Genomic DNA, 17,008 nt, shown 5'->3' on the forward strand with positions numbered 1-17,008 from the left:
CTTCGCGATCGGGGCGGGCTCAGTGCTCCTCGAAGCGGCGCACCCCCGACGGTGTCACCACCGCGTGCACCGGTCGGTCGTGCGGCTCCTCCGGGACGCGCTCGACGACCTCCGAGTCGTACAGCAGCACCACCAGCGAGGGCCGGGCGCCCGCGCGTTCCAGACGGGCGAGGACGCGGTCGTACGACCCGCCGCCGCGCCCCAGCCGCATCCCGCGCGCGTCGACCGCCAGGCCAGGCAGCAGCACCACGTCGGCGCCGGTCACGGCGTCCGGGCCGAGCCGCTCGCCGGACGGCTCGAAGAGGGCCATCTTCCCGCCGTGTTGGACGCGGGCCAGGGAACCCTCCCCGAAGTAGCCGCCCCAGTCGAGGTCGTTGTCGGGCAGCAGGGCGGGCAGCAGGACGCTCACCCCCCGCGCGCGCAGCGCGTCGAGCAGCGCGAGGGTGCCGGGTTCACTCCCCACGGAGACGTACGCCGCCACGACGCGCGCGTGTGCCAGCTCGGGCAGCTCCAGCGCCCGCCCGGCCAGCGCGCCGGCCGATACCCGCACGTCATCCGCCGTCAACCTGCCTCTCACCGACAGGATCTCCCGCCGCAACGCGCGCTTGTCAGGATCGTCCGGACGTCCGGTGTGACTCATGGGCCGCTCCCTTACCCTTCCCAATGTGCTCATAAGAGAGCCAAATAACCGGAGCCTCAGATTCCCTACAAAGGCACCGGATAGGGTGGCGGGCATGACTCAGTCCCACCCTCGGATCAGCAAGGCTGTCATCCCCGCAGCGGGTCTCGGCACCCGCTTCCTGCCGGCCACCAAAGCCACTCCCAAGGAGATGCTGCCGGTCGTCGACAAGCCGGCTATCCAGTATGTGGTCGAAGAGGCCGTGTCCGCGGGCCTCGACGACGTCCTCATGATCACGGGCCGCAACAAGCGCCCCCTGGAGGACCACTTCGACCGCAACTACGAGCTGGAATCGGCCCTGCAGAAGAAGGGCGACGCCGGCCGGCTCGCGAAGGTGCAGGAGTCCAGCGACCTCGCCACCATGCACTACGTCCGCCAGGGCGACCCCAAGGGCCTCGGCCACGCCGTCCTGTGCGCGGCCCCCCACGTGGGCCACGAGCCCTTCGCCGTCCTCCTCGGCGACGACCTGATCGACCCGCGCGACCCGCTGCTCAAGCGGATGGTCGAGGTCCAGGAGCGGCACGGCGGCAGCGTCGTCGCGCTGATGGAGGTCGCGCCCGAGCAGATCCACCTCTACGGCTGTGCGGCCGTGGACCCCACCGAGGACAGCGACGTGGTCAAGGTGCACGACCTCGTCGAGAAGCCGGCCGCGGCCGACGCCCCGTCCAACTACGCCATCATCGGCCGTTATGTGCTCGACCCGCACATCTTCGACATACTGCGCAAGACCGAGCCGGGCCGTGGCGGCGAGATCCAGCTCACCGACGCGCTCCAGCAGCTCTCGCAGGACGAGAAGGTCGGCGGCCCCGTGCACGGCGTCGTCTTCAAGGGCCGCCGCTATGACACCGGCGACCGCGGCGACTACCTGCGTGCCATTGTCAGACTCGCATGCGAACGTGAAGACCTGGGCCCGGACTTCCGGACCTGGCTTCGCAGTTACGTAGCCGAGGAGATGTAGCGAGTTGAGCACCGCCGCGCCCCGCCCCGCCGGCCAGGACCACCTCTGGTCGGTGGACGAGCACCTGGAGGACATCCTCACGACCGTCCGCCCCCTCGAACCCATCGAGCTGCAACTGCTCGACGCCCAGGGCTGTGTCCTGGTCGACGACGTCACGGTGCCGGTCTCCCTGCCGCCGTTCGACAACAGCTCCATGGACGGGTACGCGGTCCGGGTCGCGGATGTCGCGGGCGCGAGCGAGGAGTTCCCCGCCGTCCTGGAGGTCGTCGGGGACGTCGCGGCGGGCCAGGCCGACCTGCTCCACGTGGGGCCCGGCCAGGCCGCCCGCATCATGACCGGCGCCCCGCTGCCGCCCGGCGCCGAGACCGTCGTCCCCGTGGAATGGACCGACGGCGGCCTCGGCGAGGGGCCGGTCACCGGCATGCGCGCCCGCAGCCTGGCCCCCGAGGGCGCCCAGGGCCAGGTGCACGTCCACCGGCCGGCCGAGGCACGCGCGCACGTGCGCGCCAAGGGCAGCGACGTGAAGTACGGCGACCGCGCCCTCGAAGCCGGCACGGTCCTCGGCCCGCCCCAGATCGCCCTGCTCGCCGCCATCGGCCGTGGCACGGTACGGGTGCGCCCGCGCCCCCGGGTCGTCGTCATGTCCACCGGCAGCGAACTCGTCCAGCCCGACGAGCAGCTCTCCGGCGGCCAGATCTACGACTCCAACAGCTTCGCCCTCACCGCGGCCGCCCGCGACGCCGGCGCCATCGCCTACCGCGTGGGCGCCGTCGCCGACGACGCCGAGACCCTCCGCTCCACCATCGAGGACCAGCTCGTCCGCGCCGACCTCATGGTCACCACCGGCGGCGTGAGCGTCGGGGCGTACGACGTCGTCAAGGAAGCCCTGTCGCACGTCGCCGACGAGGACGAGGCCGGCGGCGGCATCGACTTCCGCAAGCTCGCCATGCAGCCCGGCAAGCCCCAGGGCTTCGGCTCCATCGGCCCCGATCACACTCCGCTGCTCGCGCTCCCCGGCAACCCGGTGTCGTCCTACGTCTCCTTCGAACTGTTCGTGCGCCCCGCGATCCGCACCCTGATGGGCCTGGAGGACGTCCACCGCCCCCGGACCACCGCGACCCTGACCGCCGACAAGGCGCTGACCTCGCCCAAGGGGCGCAGACAGTTCCTGCGCGGGACGTACGCCGACGGCGCGGTGCGGCTGGTCGGCGGCGCCGGATCCCACCTGGTCGCCGCCCTCGCGCACGCGGACGCGCTGATCGTCGTCCCCGAGGACACCGAGAGCGTCGAGCCCGGCGCCGAGGTCGAGGTGGTCCTGCTCGGCTGAGCGGCCCTGGTTGGCGGTACCGTGTCGCGCACAGCAGGCCCGTGCGCCGCACCGCGACGGGCCAGGACCGGGAGCGCCACACCAGCATGAGCACGCAGGACCCATCCACGCAGGACCACCTCACGCACATCGACGAGGCGGGCGCGGCCCGCATGGTCGACGTCTCCGAGAAGGACGTCACCGCGCGCACCGCCCGCGCCAGCGGCCGCGTCCTCGTCTCGCCCCGTGTGGTCGAGCTGCTGCGCGGCGAGGGTGTCCCCAAGGGCGACGCCCTCGCCACCGCCCGGATCGCCGGGATCATGGGCGCCAAGCGGACCCCCGATCTGATCCCGCTCTGTCACCCGCTCGCGGTGTCCGGTGTGAAACTGGACCTGTCGGTCGCGGACGACGCCGTGGAGATCGTGGCCACCGTGAAGACCACGGACCGCACGGGCGTCGAGATGGAGGCCCTCACCGCGGTCTCCGTCGCCGCGCTCACCGTGATCGACATGGTGAAGGCGGTCGACAAGGGAGCGGTCATCACGGACGTACGGGTCGAGGAGAAGACGGGCGGCAAGTCGGGCGACTGGAGCCGGGCATGACGTATCGGGCTCTGGTGGTCACCGCCTCCAACCGGGCCGCGGCCGGGGTCTACGAGGACAAGGGCGGTCCGCTGGTCGCCCAGGGCCTGAAGGGCTTCGGCTTCGACGTCGAGGGACCGCAGGTCGTGCCCGACGGCGACCCGGTCCTCGCCGCCCTGCGCGCCGGCGTCGACGCCGGCTACGACGTCATCGTGACCACGGGCGGCACGGGCATCTCTCCCACCGACCGCACACCGGAGGCCACCCGAGCCGTCCTGGACTTCGAGGTTCCGGGCATCGGCGAGGCGATCAGGGCGTTCGGACGGGAGAAGGTGCCCACGGCGGCGCTGTCCCGCGGGCTCGCCGGAGTCGCCGGGGGCACGCTGATCATCAACCTGCCCGGTTCCAGCGGCGGGGTGAAGGACGGTCTGGCCGTCCTGGAGCCCCTCCTGATCCACGCCGTCGACCAGATCCGCGGCGGCGACCACCCCAGACCCAGCAGTGGGGGTGCGAGCTGAACAGCCCATCCTGGCCCGTCGTGCTGAGGGACGGCGACGTCGTCCTCAGGCCGATAAAGATGCGCGACCAACGGGCCTGGCGCGAGGTCAACCGGCGCAACCGGGACTGGCTGCGGCCGTGGGAGGCGACGATTCCGCCGCCCACGCCCAGCGGGCCGATCGCGCACCGGCCGACCTACCGCCAGATGGTCCGGCACCTGCGCTCCGAGGCGAACTCGGGCCGCATGCTGCCGTTCGTCATCGAGTACCAGGGGCGGCTGGTCGGGCAGTTGACGGTCGCCGGGATCACCTGGGGATCGATGTGCTCGGGGCACGTCGGCTACTGGGTGGACGAGGCGGTGGCGGGCCGCGGGGTGATGCCGACGGCCGTGGCCCTGGTCGTGGACCACTGTTTCCGCGGCGTCGGTCTGCACCGCATCGAGGTCTGCATTCGCCCCGAGAACCGGCCCAGCCGGCGGGTCGTGGAGAAACTCGGATTCCGCGAGGAGGGGCTGCGTCCGCGATATCTCCACATCGACGGGGCCTGGCGGGACCATCTCGTCTTCGCGCTCACGGCGGAAGAGGTGCCGGAAGGGTTGCTGAGCCGCTGGCAACGGGAACGCTCCCAGCGAGCCGCGGACGCGAAGTCGCAGAACACCCGGCAGAACCCGCAGGGGAATCCCGCGTAGTCCGAAGACGCCTCGGAAATTGAATAAGTGTTCGAAATTGATCGCAGGATGACCGGCTCAGGCATTAAATTCGCGGCCTCGGCGGCCTGCTGATCGCATCGGTCACAAAAAAAGTTCGAAATATCAGCCAGATCGTGCGACACACCGGCTCAATTGGCGGATGGCCCCACGGAAACCCCTCTACCGTGTGAGGCGTGAGCAGCAGCGGCCTCATCTACGCAGTCATTGTCGGGGCCTGGGCCGCCTACTTGGTGCCGATGTGGCTCCGTAGGCAGGACGAGCTGAACGAGGCCCGTCCGACGGAACGCTTCAGCACAGCCATCCGGTTGCTGTCCGGACGGGCGGGGATGGAGCGCCGGTACGCCAAGGACCTGCGCGCGCGCTCCACCGAGGAGGGGGAGCCCAGCGCCGACGACCCGGGCGACGTCACCGAGTCGGTGGACGTCCGGGCCTTCGCCATGCCTCCGACCCGTCCGCAGACCCAGGCGCCGGTCCCGGCACAGGCACCAGGGCGCCCGGAACCGGCACGCGACTCCGCGCGGGACCAGGGGAGCAAGCCGGCACCCGAACACGGTTCCCGGTCGGCACCCGAACGCGCGAGCGCGCCCTCCGCCGAAGCGGGCCCCGGCCCCGCGGCCAAGGCACGCAAGCGGGTGCCCGCCGCCCGGCGAGCCCCCTCGGACGAGGCGGCCGCGGCACGCGCCCGGCGCTCGAAGGTGCTCGCGCGCCGTCGCCGTACGACCGTGATGCTCTTCCTCGCCTTCACGCTCGGCGCGATCGTCGCCGCGGTCGGCGGGCTGGCGTTCCTGTGGGCGCCCGGCGTCCCCGCCGTGCTGCTCAGCGGGTACATCGCGTACCTGCGGTCCCAGGAGCGCCGCCGCTTCGCCTACCAGATGGACCGACGGCAGGCCGAGGCCGCCGCGCAGCGGCTTCGTGAGCATGCGCGCCAGTCGGGTCGTCGCGGCGGCACCGACCCCGGTGCGGGCCTCGACGAGCCCGACGAGGGGGCCGAACCAGGCGCCACCGACCCCAGCCTGTCCGCCCTCGCCGCCGACCGGCGCGCCCTCGTCGAGCAGACCGACCACGCCGAGTGGGTCGACCAGCAGCGCGAGCGGCAGCGCAGGCCCGGACACGGCGACAGCTGGGACCCGGTGCCCGTGCCGCTGCCGACGTATGTGACCGCGCCGGTCGCGCCCCGGGCCACGCCCGACGTGGACCTCGGCGCCCCGGACGCCTGGAGCTCGGCGCGGTCGAGCACCGTGGGCCGGGACCGGGAGACCGGCGTCGAGGCCGGGGGCGGTGCCGCGCGGGGCGCGGAGCCGGGCGACGGGGACGCGGGGTGCGAGGAGGAGAAGGCCGACGGGGGCGGTCGCAGCGACGCCCGCCGCGCCGCCTCCGCCCGCCGGGCCCGCGAGCGGGGCCGTACGCCGCTGTTCGACCAGTACGAGGACGGCGACCGGCCGCGCGCGGCCAACGAGTAGCCGTCACCTGCGGCCGGGCGCGGCGGCCGGCCGGGAACGGATTTCCAAGCAGGCCGATCGGGGTGCTAAAGTTTCACTCGTTGCAAGGGCCTGTGGCGCAGTCCGGTAGCGCACCTCGTTCGCATCGAGGGGGCCAGGGGTTCAAATCCCCTCAGGTCCACCGCAACAACTCTCCGGGGAAACCCGGGAGTTGAGAGATCCCGTCCGATCGGCTGATCGGGCGGGATCTTTGTTGTGCCCAAGTGCCGCCGTCCCGAGGGGGAGCGTGGAGAAGGTCGACGCAGAGTTATCGGCGGGACGTGCGGCGCCGCTGCGGATTCCGGGCTTCCGGCGGTTCGTGCTGGCCAACCTCGTCTCCGCCACCGGGTCCGCCATGGCGCCGCTCGCGCTCGCCTACTCCGTGATCGGGGAGGGCGGCGGAGCCGGTGAGCTGGGGCTGGTGCTCGCCACGAACACCGTGCCGACGGTGTTGTTCCTGCTCGTGGGCGGAGTGCTCGCGGACCGGATGTCCCGCAGCCTGATGCTCTTCCTCGGCAATCTGCTCGCGGCCGTCGCCCAGGGCGCGCTGGCCGTGATCGTCGCCACGGGGCAGGCGTCGACGACCTCCATCGCGGTCTGCGGTTTCGTCTCCGGGACCGCGGTGGCCTTCACCGTGCCCGCCACCCAGGGCGCCGTCGGCCAGATCGTCCCCGTGGCACAGCTGCAGCAGGCCAACGCGCTGCTCAGGCTGCCCAGCAACGCCGTCAAGGTGCTCGGGCCGGCCATCGGCGGAGCCGTCGTCGCGGTCAGCGGCCCGGCCTGGGCGCTCGCCTGGGACGCACTCACCTTCGCCGTCGCCGCCCTCCTGCTGCTCGGGCTGCGCCTGGACGCGCCGATCATCGTCACCAGCGCGCTCAGCGACCTGCGGCACGGTTGGGCGGGGTTCTGGTCGCGGACCTGGCTGTGGACCTACACGGCCGCGGGCACGCTCCTGGTCGCCGCGTGGCTGGCCGGATACCAGCTGCTCGGGCCCGTCGTCGCGGCGGAGCGGTACGCGGGGGCACGCGACTGGGGGCTCGTGCAGGCCGCGTTCGCGGCGGGGCTGCTGGGCGGGACGGTGGTGTGCCTGCGCTGGCGGCCGTACCGGCTGCTGGTCGTGGCCATCCTGGCCTGTACGCCGCTCGCCGCGCCGCTGCTCGCCATGGCGTGGGGACTGCCGCTGCCCTGGGTGCTGTTGGCCGCGCTGCTCGCCGGGGTCGGCCTCGACGTGACGATCGTCGCGTGGACGACCGCCTTCCAGCAGCATGTGCCGCAGGGTGAGTTGGGGCGTATGAGCGCGTTCAACAACGTCGGCGAACGGCTCGCCATCCCCCTCGGCTATCTGCTCACGGCCCTCGCGGCCGGACTCTGGGACAGCCGGACGGTGCTGGTGGCGTGCGCGGGACTGGTCGTGCTCTCCCTGGGCCTCAACCTCTGTGTGCGGGACGTGTACCGCATCAACCGACTGACGGGCGAGGAGGGCGGGGGCGGGTGAGGTCGGGCGTACGGGTCACAGGGCCTTGGCGTAGCACAGGCTGAGCTCGTGGAAGCGGTAGAAGCCGAACTTCTCGCACGGCTCGTACCCGCTGGACGTGTACAGCGCCACCGCCTCCGGCTGCTTGGCCCCGGTCTCCAGGACCATGCGCCTGCGGCCCGCGTCCCGCGCGTCCTCCTCCAGCGCGGCCAGGATGCGGCGTGCGAGGCCCCGGCCGCGCATCTGCTCGATGACGTACATCCGCTTGAGCTCGGCGTCGCCGTCCGCGTTGCCCTCGCCGTTCTCGTCCTGGGACCGCCAGCCGCCGGAGGCCACGGGGGTGCCGAGCTCGTCGTACGCGATCAGGTACAGGCCGTTCGGCGGCCTGAAGTCCGTGACGTCCAGCGGGGTGGCGTCGCCGTCGTCGCCGTAGCGGACGCCGTACTCGGCCTGGACCTGGTCGTTGAGCTTGACAGCGTCGGGGTGGTCGAAGGCGACCCGGCGTATGTCCATGCCGAACACCGTATATGAGTTCTATTGCGCCGGATTCCAGAACCGGACTGGGTCCAGGGTGCCGGTATCGGTATGTGCTTTTACGGCCGTATCGGTACCGGGGTCTCGCGGTGCGCAGCCCACGCCCCAGCTGCAGCGGTAAGCGCGGCCCTGTGGGGCATAGGGCGCGTTCGCTCCCAGCCCTCCCATGCGGCGTAGACCGTGCGCGCGAGGGCGGTGACCGCCGCGGGGGCAGCTGTGCGGTACGCGGGAACCTGCTGGGCTATCGACTCCGCCTGATCTGGTGTGTGCCCGGCGGCAATGAGCCGGGGGACTGTCAGCGCGGCATCTGCCCATGCAGGGGCAGGGCAGGCAAGGGCCCAGTCCAGCAGAATCAGGTCGCCGGCGTCTTTGATCAGCATGTCGCATGTTGTCGACCAGGGTTTCGCGCAGGTCTGTGTTGATCAGCGTCCGCGCGTCGGTCGGGATGCGCTTCTGTGCTGTGGTCACGTTCCGTGCCTCCTTGAGTTGGGTGGTGCTTCGGACGTGGTGCGCACCGTGGCGGGCCTTCTGTTGGCGGCCTCGGCCGCGGTGGAGTCCCCGGCCGCCCGGGGAGGGAGATGCGATGTGGGGGCGGGCGGGGAGTCTGCTTCCGCGCTGTGCGGTGATCCGCGAGGCGGCGTAGGCGGCTGCGGGTTGGAAACCCGCCCCCGGCCGGGTAGGGGAAACGCGCGGCGGGGGGCATGGACTGTGGGGGCCGCCGTACGGGTACGGGGGCCACGATGAGGGGGTACGCGCATCGCTGTCTGTGATGGTGAGGTGGTACGAGACGCGGGCGGCGAGCTTGTGTATGGCGTCCGCATACCTGGTCGGGTCTCGGACCCATGTACGCAGTACGTCAGCGGCGTGTGTGTTACCCGTGAGGACGAGCGGGGCGGCGTGCAGCCACGGGGCGAACGGGTCCGGGTCGAGGCGCCGGGCAAGCCGTTCGGCCTGTGCTTGGAGCCATCGCGCGGCGAGGCGTGGTGAGCGGGCATTGTGAGCGGCGAGAACAACCGCGCGGTTGCCGTTCAGAGGCGTCGCGAGAGCCTTGCACCGGTAGCCGACAGGGCGGGGCGCGGCCGGGGAATACGAGACTGCGCGTAACGGCCGGGGGTTGCGGCCGGCTGTGTCCCTCGACGTGTCCCGTGCGAGGTCACCGAGTTGGGGGTGGAAGGGCGCAGCGGTGCCTAACGCGCCGCCTTGAGAAGGCTGGTGGGGGTTCCTCGTCGACTCATGCCCCTGAAGCTAAAAACGAGTCAGGGGGCCAATGTGACTCAGGGGGATACGACCCTCATCCGTCGAGGTGGAAGCGGTTCGACATGCGGCGCAGCTTCTCGCGAGTGGCGGTGCGCTCGTTGTAGACGATGCTGCGCAGCGTCGAGCGGGCGATGGGATGGTTGCGAACCAGCTGCGGGGCAATGCGTTCGGCCGTCTCAAGTTCGGACAGCGCTTTGTCGCGGTTGCCGTCCCACAGCCACTTGCGGGCGAGGTCCATGTGATGGTGGCCCTGGCGGGAGTTGGACAGCGCGGCGACCAGGTCGGGGCTGGTGCGACGGTTGAGGGAGAGGGCGCGCGTTTGGTCGCCGGTCTCCAGCGCGACGCTGATCGCGTGAATCTGGACGTTGCCCGGTGAGAACGTCACAGGGTGCCGGTCGTAGGTGGGCGGCCCTTGGTGCTCGTTCAGACGGTTGCCGGCGGCACGAGCGGAGCGATTCGATCCTCGGCTTCCGATGACCGGCCCGCGACCCGCGGGTGCATCCCACTCGTCCACGACCACGGTCGCCCCGCCGGCGACGTGCATACGGACGCGGACGTGCCCGCCGCCCTTCGCGTAGTCCTTGCCCGGGGGTACGACGACGAGCGGGCCGCCCTCGGCGATGCGTACGACGCCGTCGCGGATCTCGTCGAGGGCGGGGCAGGTCTGGGCGCGGCCGGCGTTCTCGCGCACCTTGCGTTCAGGAGAGCGGATGCGGTCGAGCAGATTGCGGTGGGAAGGCGTTTCAGCTCCGTGGCTTCGGAGAGCTGAGGCCGAGCAGGACGGCGCACGGGCTCGCTGGCGGGGGGACATTCGAGCCCTACGTCTTTCGCTGGGTGCACACGGTCAGGCGGTTACGTCTACGCGGTCGAGATGCCCGGTCTGCGGAATTGCATGAGATTCGCCCGATTCTGTGGAGATGGCCTAGGTAAGAAATCGTTAACGAAGCCCCATGAGCAAAGTTCGCCATTGTGTACGCATCTTCCCGCTGGTAGCCTCCCTGCTGTAATGATCAAGCAATTGCCTGACCAGTAATTGCCGAACGTACGGGGATTTACTTCGTGAGTATGCGAAGCAAGGGGATTTCTACCGCGATTGCCGTAATTATGACCGGCGCAATGTGCGGAATTGGCGCCAATACTGCATATGCGACTTCACCGGAAGGTGGCAGGACGGCAGTAGTCGCACAGGCGGCAACGGCAGGACAATCCCGCGTCGGAGCTAATGAAATCTGCACAGTCTTGGGGATCGGCAGTGGTGCGGCAGGCCTTGCCAAGGCGCTGGCCAAGGGTGCGTCGTGGGTAGGGATCGGAGCTAGTGTCGGGTGCTATTTGTACTCGAAGGCGAAGGAAGCCACGCCTGCGCAAAGACGGGCCGCCATGATCGCTTCATACAAGAAGTACCAGGCAATGAGCGATATTAAGAAGCTCGATGCGCTCGGTTACTACTGTCGAAAGAAGGATAGCGGTGGCGGTGGCGGTGGCACTGATGTCGCCCCCCTCAGTACGCGGATAGGGTGGACGGACATCAAAATGAAGGGCGTGACATACACGTGCACAGCAACCGGGGACTGACCGGCCGCCGCCTGGGTAATGGAGAGCGATTCTCGTTCTCCATAGCTCTGGCCGTAGTGAGCCTGCTGTGGATCACGCAGGACATGGCTCCATGGGCAACCGTACTGTGTGTGGCGGGAGCAGCTGGGGGAGTGCTGGGAGTGCTCTTCTTTGGGTGGCGCTACATTCGCACGCGCGGGGATTAGTGCAATATGCCGCGGCAGGGGCCACGGCCCCTGCCGCGGGCAGCCTCACCGCCCACAGGGCGGAACACGTACGCGAGGGCGAAGGCCAGCGCCCCCGGCTACAGGTACCGACGCGTCCTACGCATCGTGAGCCGGTCACTCGGTTGCGAAGGCGTATGGGCTCAACGAACGGACGTTGAGGCCGAGGCGTTCAAATGGCTCACGCGAGAGGCAGCCCCGCTACCAGGTGGTGCATCCCGTACGAGAGCGGTTGGTGGCCGAGGTGAGGAACTCACCCAGTAACGTACTCTCCTGTCGCCTGGGAGAGTGTTTTGCTGACTGTGACCTCTGTGAATGTGAACGGGCTGCGGGCCGCCGCGAAGAAGGGCTTCGTGGAGTGGCTCGCCGGTACCGAAGCCGATGTGCTGTGCCTGCAGGAGGTGCGTGCGGAGCCGCAGCAGCTGCCCGAGCAGGTGCGTACGCCCGACGGCTGGCATGTCGTGCACGCGCCCGCCGCCGCGAAGGGGCGTGCCGGTGTTTCCCTGTACACCCGGCGGGAGCCCGACCGGATCCAGGTCGGCTTCGGGTCGAGTGAGTTCGACGGGAGCGGGCGCTACGTCGAGGCGGACCTGCCGGGTGTGACGGTCGCCTCCCTCTATCTCCCCTCCGGCGAGGTCGGCACCGAGCGGCAGGACGAGAAGGTCCGCTTCATGGGTGAGTTCCTGGCCTATCTGAAGGACCTGCGCGAGCGCGCCGCCGCCGACGGCCGCGAGGTGCTCGTCTGCGGTGACTGGAACATCGCGCACGAGAAGGCCGACCTGAGGAACTGGCGGGGCAACCAGAAGAGCTCCGGGTTCCTGCCGGAGGAGCGGGAGTGGCTCGGCGAGGTGCTCGCGCCCTCGGCGGGCGGGTACGTCGACGTCGTACGGTCGCTGCACCCGGACGTGGAGGGGCCGTACACGTGGTGGTCGTATCGAGGCCGTGCCTTCGACAACGATTCGGGATGGAGGATCGACCTTGCGGTGGCTACCCCCGGGCTCGCGGAGCGCGCGGTCAAGGCATTCGTGGAGCGGGCGGCCAGCCACGCGGAACGGTGGTCGGATCATGCTCCCGTCACGGTTGTCTTCGAGATGTGACAGGGCGGGCGCGGGCAGGTCGTAGCGGCCCACCCGCGCCACCGCGCCGGGCGTTGTCAGTCGTTTTGCGCACCGGGAGACCGGAGGCATCGCGGACCGTCTTATGCCGAAGCCCGAAAAGTGCCTCGATGGAGTGAATGTCCTTGGAAAGCGGGATATTCCAGGCTTAAGACTGCTTCCGCAACCGCCGGTCCAGGGCCAGTGACAGTTCTGCCTCCACCACGCTCCTCGCCAGTGGGCGAAGGCGTTGCAGGTCTTCCTCCCCCGCGTGGCGCAGGACGATGTCGGCGAACATCTCCGCGAGGTCGTCGACGTGTTCGCGGACGCGTTTGCCGGCGGCGAGGACCTCGGCGAGGGGGATGCCCTCGCGGACCAGGGCGGAGGAGACGTCCAGGAGGCGGCGGCTGATGTGGACGATCTCGTCGCCGTCGGTGCCGAGGTAGCCGAGTTCCATGGCGGCGGCGAGGTTCTCGGGGGTGACCTCGCCCTCGAAGCGGGCGGCGAGTTCCTCGGGGGTGAGGCGGACCGGCTCCTCCTCGGTGGGGGCGCCGACGCCGAGGAGGTCGGCGACGTCGCGGCCGTGGTCGAGGGCGTCGGCCAGTTCCGCGATGCCGTTGAGGGTGTGGCCGCGTTCCAGCAGGGCCGAGATCGTGTGCAGGCGGGCCAGGTGGTGGTCGTCGTACCAGGCGATGCGGCCCTCGCGGCGCGGTGGCGGTATCAGCTTGCGTTCGCGGTAGAAGCGCAGGGTGCGGACCGTGATGCCGGCCAGGCGGGCGAGTTCCTCCATGCGGTATTCACGCTTCTCGGTCACCTGGGCACCTTAAGGCGTACCGCAGGTAACTTTCGTCGGCCGACCCCTACCGGTCGGTACGGACCTCCTCTACTCTCCCCATTGCGCCAGTGTTCACTGGCAGGGTTCCGGTTCAAGTGTGTTCAAGTGTGGAGGCACAGGCATGGCCGAACGCGAACATGTGCGGGTCGCGGTGGTCGGGTCCGGGTTCGGTGGGTTGGGGGCAGCCGTCCGGCTGCGACGCGAGGGCGTCACCGACTTCGTCGTCCTGGAGCGGGCCGACAGCGTCGGCGGCACCTGGCGGGACAACAGTTATCCGGGGTGCGCCTGCGATGTGCCGTCCCATCTGTACTCGTTCTCCTTCGCGCCCAACCCCGACTGGCCGCGCACTTTCTCCGGGCAGGAACACATCCGGGCCTATCTGGAGCACGTCACGGACGTCTTCGGGCTGCGGCCGCACATCCGCTTCAACGCGGAGGTGGAGCGGATGACCTGGAACGGCGAGCGGCTGTGCTGGGACATCGAGACCAGCGGCGGGAGTCTGTCGGCCGACTTCGTCGTCTCCGCCACCGGGCCGCTGTCCGACCCCAAGGTCCCCGACGTCCCGGGGCTCGACTCCTTCCCCGGCAAGGTCTTCCACTCGGCCCGCTGGGACCACGACTACGACCTGCGCGGCAAGCGCGTCGCGATGGTGGGGACAGGAGCCTCCGCCATCCAGATCGTGCCCGCCGTCCAGCCCGACGTGGAGCGGCTCATCCTCTTCCAGCGCACCCCGCCCTGGGTCATGCCCCGCGTCGACCGCGCCATCACGGGCGTCGAACGCTCCCTGCACCGGGCCCTGCCCCTCACCGCCCAGCTGCGCCGCGGACTGCTGTGGGGGATCCGGGAGCTCCAGGTCCAGGCGTTCACGAAGCATCCGGGCGAGCTCGGCTTCGTGGAGCAGTTGGCCAAGCGCAACATGGCCCGCTCCATCAAGGACCCGGCCCTGCGCGCCAAGCTGACCCCGGACTACCGCATCGGCTGCAAGCGGATCCTGCTGAGCAGCACGTACTACCCCGCGCTCGCCCAGCCCAATGTCGACGTGGTGGCCAGCGGGCTGAGCGAGGTCCGTGGTTCGACCGTCGTGGCCGCCGACGGGAGCGAGGCCGAGGTCGACGCGATCATCTTCGGCACGGGGTTCCATGTCACCGACATGCCCATCGCCGAGCGGGTGGTGGGGGCCGAGGGCAAGACGCTCGCCGAGGCCTGGAAGGGCGGGATGGAGGCGCTGCGGGGCGCCTCCGCGGCCGGGTTCCCGAACTGGATGACCGTCATCGGGCCCAACACGGGGCTCGGGAACTCCTCCATGATCCTGATCATCGAGTCCCAGCTGAACTACATGGCCGACTTCCTGCGGCAGCTGAACGTCCTGGGAGGGCGGGTCGCCCTGGACGCGCGGCCGAGTGCCGTGCACACCTGGAACCGGCGGGTGCAGGAGCGGATGAAGCGGACGGTGTGGAACACGGGCGGCTGCACCAGCTGGTACCTGGACGCCACCGGCCGTAACGCGACCATCTGGCCCGGGACCACCTCGGAGTTCCGGCGGGTCACGCGGCGCGTGGACCTGTCGGAGTACGCCGTGCTCCGAGCCACCGCCGAGGAAGACGTCAAGGAAGAAGCCGAGGTGACCGCGTGAGCCGTCTCATGCACGTGACGTCCGGGCCGTACGCCCCGCCCGCCCCCGCCCGTGAGCTGACGGCCACCTCCGCCGACGGCGCCCGGCTGCACATAGAGGTGCACGGCCCGCAGGACGCGCCGGCCGTCGTCCTCGCGCACGGCTGGACCTGCTCGACCGCCTTCTGGGCCGCGCAGATCCGGGAACTGACCGCCGACCACCGGGTCATCGCCTACGACCAGCGCGGCCACGGACGCAGCCCCGCCGGCCCGGCGTGCAGCGCCGACGCGCTCGCCGACGACCTCGAAGCCGTACTGAAGGCGACCCTCGCGCCCGGCGAGAAGGCCGTGATCGCCGGACACTCCATGGGCGGCATGACGGTGATGGCCGCGTCCACCCGCCCCGGGTTCCGCGAGCACGCCGCCGCCGTCCTGCTGTGCAGCACCGGATCCTCGCGGCTGGTCGCCGAGTCCACGGTCCTACCGCTGCGGCCGGGACGGCTGCGGACCTGGCTGACCAAGCGCGTCCTCGGCGCCCGGGCGCCGCTCGGGCCGGTCACGCCGGTCGCGCGGGCGATCCTCAAGTACGGCACGATGGGCCCCGGTTCGGCCCCGCACATGGTCGAGGCGTGCGCGCGGATCGTGCACGCGTGCCCGCGCAAGGTGCGATACGCCTGGTCGCAGGTCCTCGATCTGCTCGATCTCGACCACGGCGTACGGGAGTTGGCGGTACCGACCGCGATCGTCGTCGGCACGGCCGACCGGCTGACCCCGCCCGTGCACGCCCACACGCTGGCCGCCGCGCTGCCCCACTGCCTCGGCGTCACCGAACTGCCCGGCCTCGGGCACATGACGCCGATAGAGGCGCCCGGCCCGGTGACCGGGAAGATACGCGAACTCGTCACGCGGTACACGCGCAGCACGACGTACACACAGGTGAAGGAGGGCGCATGAGCAGGGTGAGCCTCGAAGGGCAGGTCGCCGTGGTCACGGGGGCGGCGCGCGGCGTGGGGGAGCTGCTCGCCCGCAAGCTCTCCGCGCGCGGCGCGAAGGTGGCGCTGGTCGGGCTGGAGCCGGACGTGCTCAAGCAGGTCTCCGAGCGGCTGCACAGCGACAGCGACCACTGGTACGCCGACGTCACCGACCACGAGGCGATGGCCCGGGTCGCGCGGGAGGTCAAGGAGCGGTTCGGGAAGGTCGACATCGTCGTCGCCAACGCCGGTGTGGCGAGCGGCGGTCCGTTCGTGGACTCCGATCCGGAGGCCTGGCGGCGGGTCATCGAGGTCAACCTCATCGGGTCGGCGGTGACCGCGCGCGCGTTTCTGCCGGTGCTGATGGAGAGCCGCGGCTATCTGCTCCAGATCGCCTCGCTCGCCGCCATCACCCCGGCGCCGATGATGACCGCGTACTGCGCGTCCAAGTCCGGTGTCGAGGCGTACGCGCACAGTCTGCGGGCCGAAGTCGGCCACAAGGGCGTGCGGGTGGGTGTCGGGTATCTGTCCTGGACCGACACCGACATGGTGCGCGGTGCCGATCAGGACGACGTCATGCGGGAGTTGAGGAAGCGGCTGCCGTGGCCGTCCAACAAGACGTATCCGCTGGGGCCCGCGGTCGACCGGATCGTGGCCGGGATCGAGTGGCGGTCGAGTCATGTGTACGCGCAGTGGTGGCTGCGCGGGATGCAGGGGGTGCGCGGGTATCTGCCGGGGCTCATCGGGACCGTGGGACAGCGGGAGGTGCGGCGGTTCGGGGACCGGCTGGAGGGGCGGCGGATCGGGCTGGTCGGAGCGGGCGGCGCGGCCGATGAGCAGGCGAGGACTACGCGGCGTAACTGATCGACATGCGGGGGGTTATCGCCCGTGTGAATCTGGTCGAGGCCCCACCGAGGGGCCAATCCCCCACTCACTACGGGAGTGAACCCACATGGGTATGAAGGACCAGTTCAAGGAGAAGTCCGAGCAGCTCCAGGAGCGTGCTCGCCAGCACGGGCAGCAGGAGCGCGGGCGTCCGCAGGGGCAGCCGCAGCCGCAGCAGCCGGAGCGGGGTCGGCCGCAGCGGCCGCAGCGGGACGAGGAGTCCGAGCGGGTGCGTCGTGAGGACGAGGAGCGGTTCGACCGGGACTACGACCGGTAGTCGTAGCCCTCGGCTCAGCTGACGTGGACGTGGGGTGCCCCTGCTTGGGGGGTGCCCCGCGTCTGCGTTTCGGGTGCGGGCCGGTG

General features: G+C 70.5%; 17 protein-coding genes, 1 tRNA gene and 1 pseudogene. 15 read left to right on the forward strand and 4 right to left on the reverse strand.

What is annotated here, in order from left to right:
• Window positions 1-19: 19 nt before the first annotated feature.
• The gene (locus ACFZBP_RS23480) at window positions 20-640 is read right to left on the reverse strand and encodes a 5-formyltetrahydrofolate cyclo-ligase (protein WP_383447903.1); all 621 of its coding nucleotides are present in this window, start codon (window positions 638-640) and stop codon (window positions 20-22) included.
• A 94-nt stretch (window positions 641-734) separates the two neighbouring features.
• On the opposite strand from ACFZBP_RS23480, the gene galU reads away from it, so the two are divergent.
• The 8 genes from galU to ACFZBP_RS23520 all read left to right on the forward strand — a co-directional run bounded on the left by galU (window position 735) and on the right by ACFZBP_RS23520 (window position 7,704).
• Window positions 735-1,637 carry a UTP--glucose-1-phosphate uridylyltransferase GalU gene (gene galU / locus ACFZBP_RS23485; RefSeq protein ID WP_383447908.1) on the forward strand — a complete coding sequence of 301 codons (903 nt, stop codon included), beginning with the start codon at window positions 735-737 and terminating at the stop codon, window positions 1,635-1,637.
• Window positions 1,638-1,641: 4 nt separating this feature from the next.
• Window positions 1,642-2,964, forward strand: a complete 1,323-nt coding sequence (gene glp / locus ACFZBP_RS23490; RefSeq protein WP_391415795.1) for a gephyrin-like molybdotransferase Glp — start codon at window positions 1,642-1,644, stop codon at window positions 2,962-2,964.
• Window positions 2,965-3,050: 86 nt separating this feature from the next.
• Entirely contained in the window at window positions 3,051-3,545 is a 495-nt protein-coding gene (moaC, locus tag ACFZBP_RS23495; protein ID WP_383448522.1) for a cyclic pyranopterin monophosphate synthase MoaC, read from the forward strand.
• Window positions 3,542-4,042 (forward strand): molybdenum cofactor synthesis domain-containing protein, encoded by a 501-nt coding sequence (locus tag ACFZBP_RS23500; protein ID WP_391415798.1) that lies wholly within the window; start codon window positions 3,542-3,544, stop codon window positions 4,040-4,042. The genes moaC and ACFZBP_RS23500 overlap by 4 nt, the downstream gene beginning before the upstream one ends.
• Before the next feature lie 20 nt (window positions 4,043-4,062).
• Window positions 4,063-4,710: a GNAT family N-acetyltransferase gene (locus ACFZBP_RS23505; protein ID WP_391415800.1), complete on the forward strand. Its 648-nt coding sequence runs from the start codon at window positions 4,063-4,065 to the stop codon at window positions 4,708-4,710.
• 194 nt (window positions 4,711-4,904) lie between these two features.
• Entirely contained in the window at window positions 4,905-6,191 is a 1,287-nt protein-coding gene (gene glpR, locus ACFZBP_RS23510; RefSeq protein ID WP_391415802.1) for a gephyrin-like molybdotransferase receptor GlpR, read from the forward strand.
• Window positions 6,192-6,277: 86 nt separating this feature from the next.
• Window positions 6,278-6,351, forward strand: a tRNA-Ala gene (locus tag ACFZBP_RS23515).
• A gap of 105 nt (window positions 6,352-6,456) precedes the next feature.
• A complete protein-coding gene (locus ACFZBP_RS23520; RefSeq protein ID WP_391415804.1) occupies window positions 6,457-7,704 on the forward strand; it encodes an MFS transporter in 1,248 nt (415 codons plus the stop codon).
• Between the two features lie 15 nt (window positions 7,705-7,719).
• On the opposite strand, the gene ACFZBP_RS23525 is transcribed toward ACFZBP_RS23520, so the two are convergent.
• Window positions 7,720-8,196 (reverse strand): GNAT family N-acetyltransferase, encoded by a 477-nt coding sequence (locus ACFZBP_RS23525; protein ID WP_391415806.1) that lies wholly within the window; start codon window positions 8,194-8,196, stop codon window positions 7,720-7,722.
• Window positions 8,197-9,508: 1,312 nt separating this feature from the next.
• Window positions 9,509-9,960: pseudogene (locus tag ACFZBP_RS23530) on the reverse strand (transcriptional regulator); the annotation flags it as partial.
• Window positions 9,961-10,030: 70 nt separating this feature from the next.
• On the opposite strand from ACFZBP_RS23530, the gene ACFZBP_RS23535 reads away from it, so the two are divergent.
• From ACFZBP_RS23535 to ACFZBP_RS23545, 3 genes are all read left to right on the forward strand, one after another.
• Window positions 10,031-10,243: a hypothetical protein gene (locus ACFZBP_RS23535; RefSeq protein ID WP_391415808.1), complete on the forward strand. Its 213-nt coding sequence runs from the start codon at window positions 10,031-10,033 to the stop codon at window positions 10,241-10,243.
• Between the two features lie 296 nt (window positions 10,244-10,539).
• Window positions 10,540-11,046, forward strand: a complete 507-nt coding sequence (locus ACFZBP_RS23540; RefSeq protein ID WP_391416098.1) for a hypothetical protein — start codon at window positions 10,540-10,542, stop codon at window positions 11,044-11,046.
• Window positions 11,047-11,542: 496 nt separating this feature from the next.
• Window positions 11,543-12,346 (forward strand): exodeoxyribonuclease III, encoded by an 804-nt coding sequence (locus ACFZBP_RS23545; RefSeq protein WP_391415810.1) that lies wholly within the window; start codon window positions 11,543-11,545, stop codon window positions 12,344-12,346.
• A gap of 166 nt (window positions 12,347-12,512) precedes the next feature.
• Here the strand turns inward: ACFZBP_RS23545 and ACFZBP_RS23550 are convergent, their stop codons facing one another.
• The gene (locus tag ACFZBP_RS23550) at window positions 12,513-13,157 is read right to left on the reverse strand and encodes a MerR family transcriptional regulator (protein ID WP_391415812.1); all 645 of its coding nucleotides are present in this window, start codon (window positions 13,155-13,157) and stop codon (window positions 12,513-12,515) included.
• Between the two features lie 142 nt (window positions 13,158-13,299).
• Between ACFZBP_RS23550 and ACFZBP_RS23555 the strand changes: the two genes are divergently transcribed.
• The 4 genes from ACFZBP_RS23555 to ACFZBP_RS23570 all read left to right on the forward strand — a co-directional run bounded on the left by ACFZBP_RS23555 (window position 13,300) and on the right by ACFZBP_RS23570 (window position 16,922).
• Entirely contained in the window at window positions 13,300-14,811 is a 1,512-nt protein-coding gene (locus ACFZBP_RS23555) for an NAD(P)-binding domain-containing protein (protein ID WP_391415814.1), read from the forward strand.
• A complete protein-coding gene (locus ACFZBP_RS23560; protein WP_383447945.1) occupies window positions 14,808-15,743 on the forward strand; it encodes an alpha/beta fold hydrolase in 936 nt (311 codons plus the stop codon). The genes ACFZBP_RS23555 and ACFZBP_RS23560 overlap by 4 nt, the downstream gene beginning before the upstream one ends.
• A complete protein-coding gene (locus ACFZBP_RS23565) occupies window positions 15,740-16,624 on the forward strand; it encodes a short-chain dehydrogenase/reductase (protein ID WP_391415816.1) in 885 nt (294 codons plus the stop codon). Before ACFZBP_RS23560 ends, ACFZBP_RS23565 begins: the two co-directional genes overlap by 4 nt.
• An 88-nt stretch (window positions 16,625-16,712) precedes the next feature.
• Complete coding sequence (locus tag ACFZBP_RS23570) at window positions 16,713-16,922, forward strand: hypothetical protein (RefSeq protein ID WP_383447955.1); 210 nt, start codon at window positions 16,713-16,715, stop codon at window positions 16,920-16,922.
• Window positions 16,923-17,008: the final 86 nt, after the last annotated feature.

Origin of the sequence: Streptomyces sp. NPDC008086, from assembly GCF_042957325.1 — a bacterium.
Classification (GTDB): Bacteria; Actinomycetota; Actinomycetes; order Streptomycetales; family Streptomycetaceae; genus Streptomyces.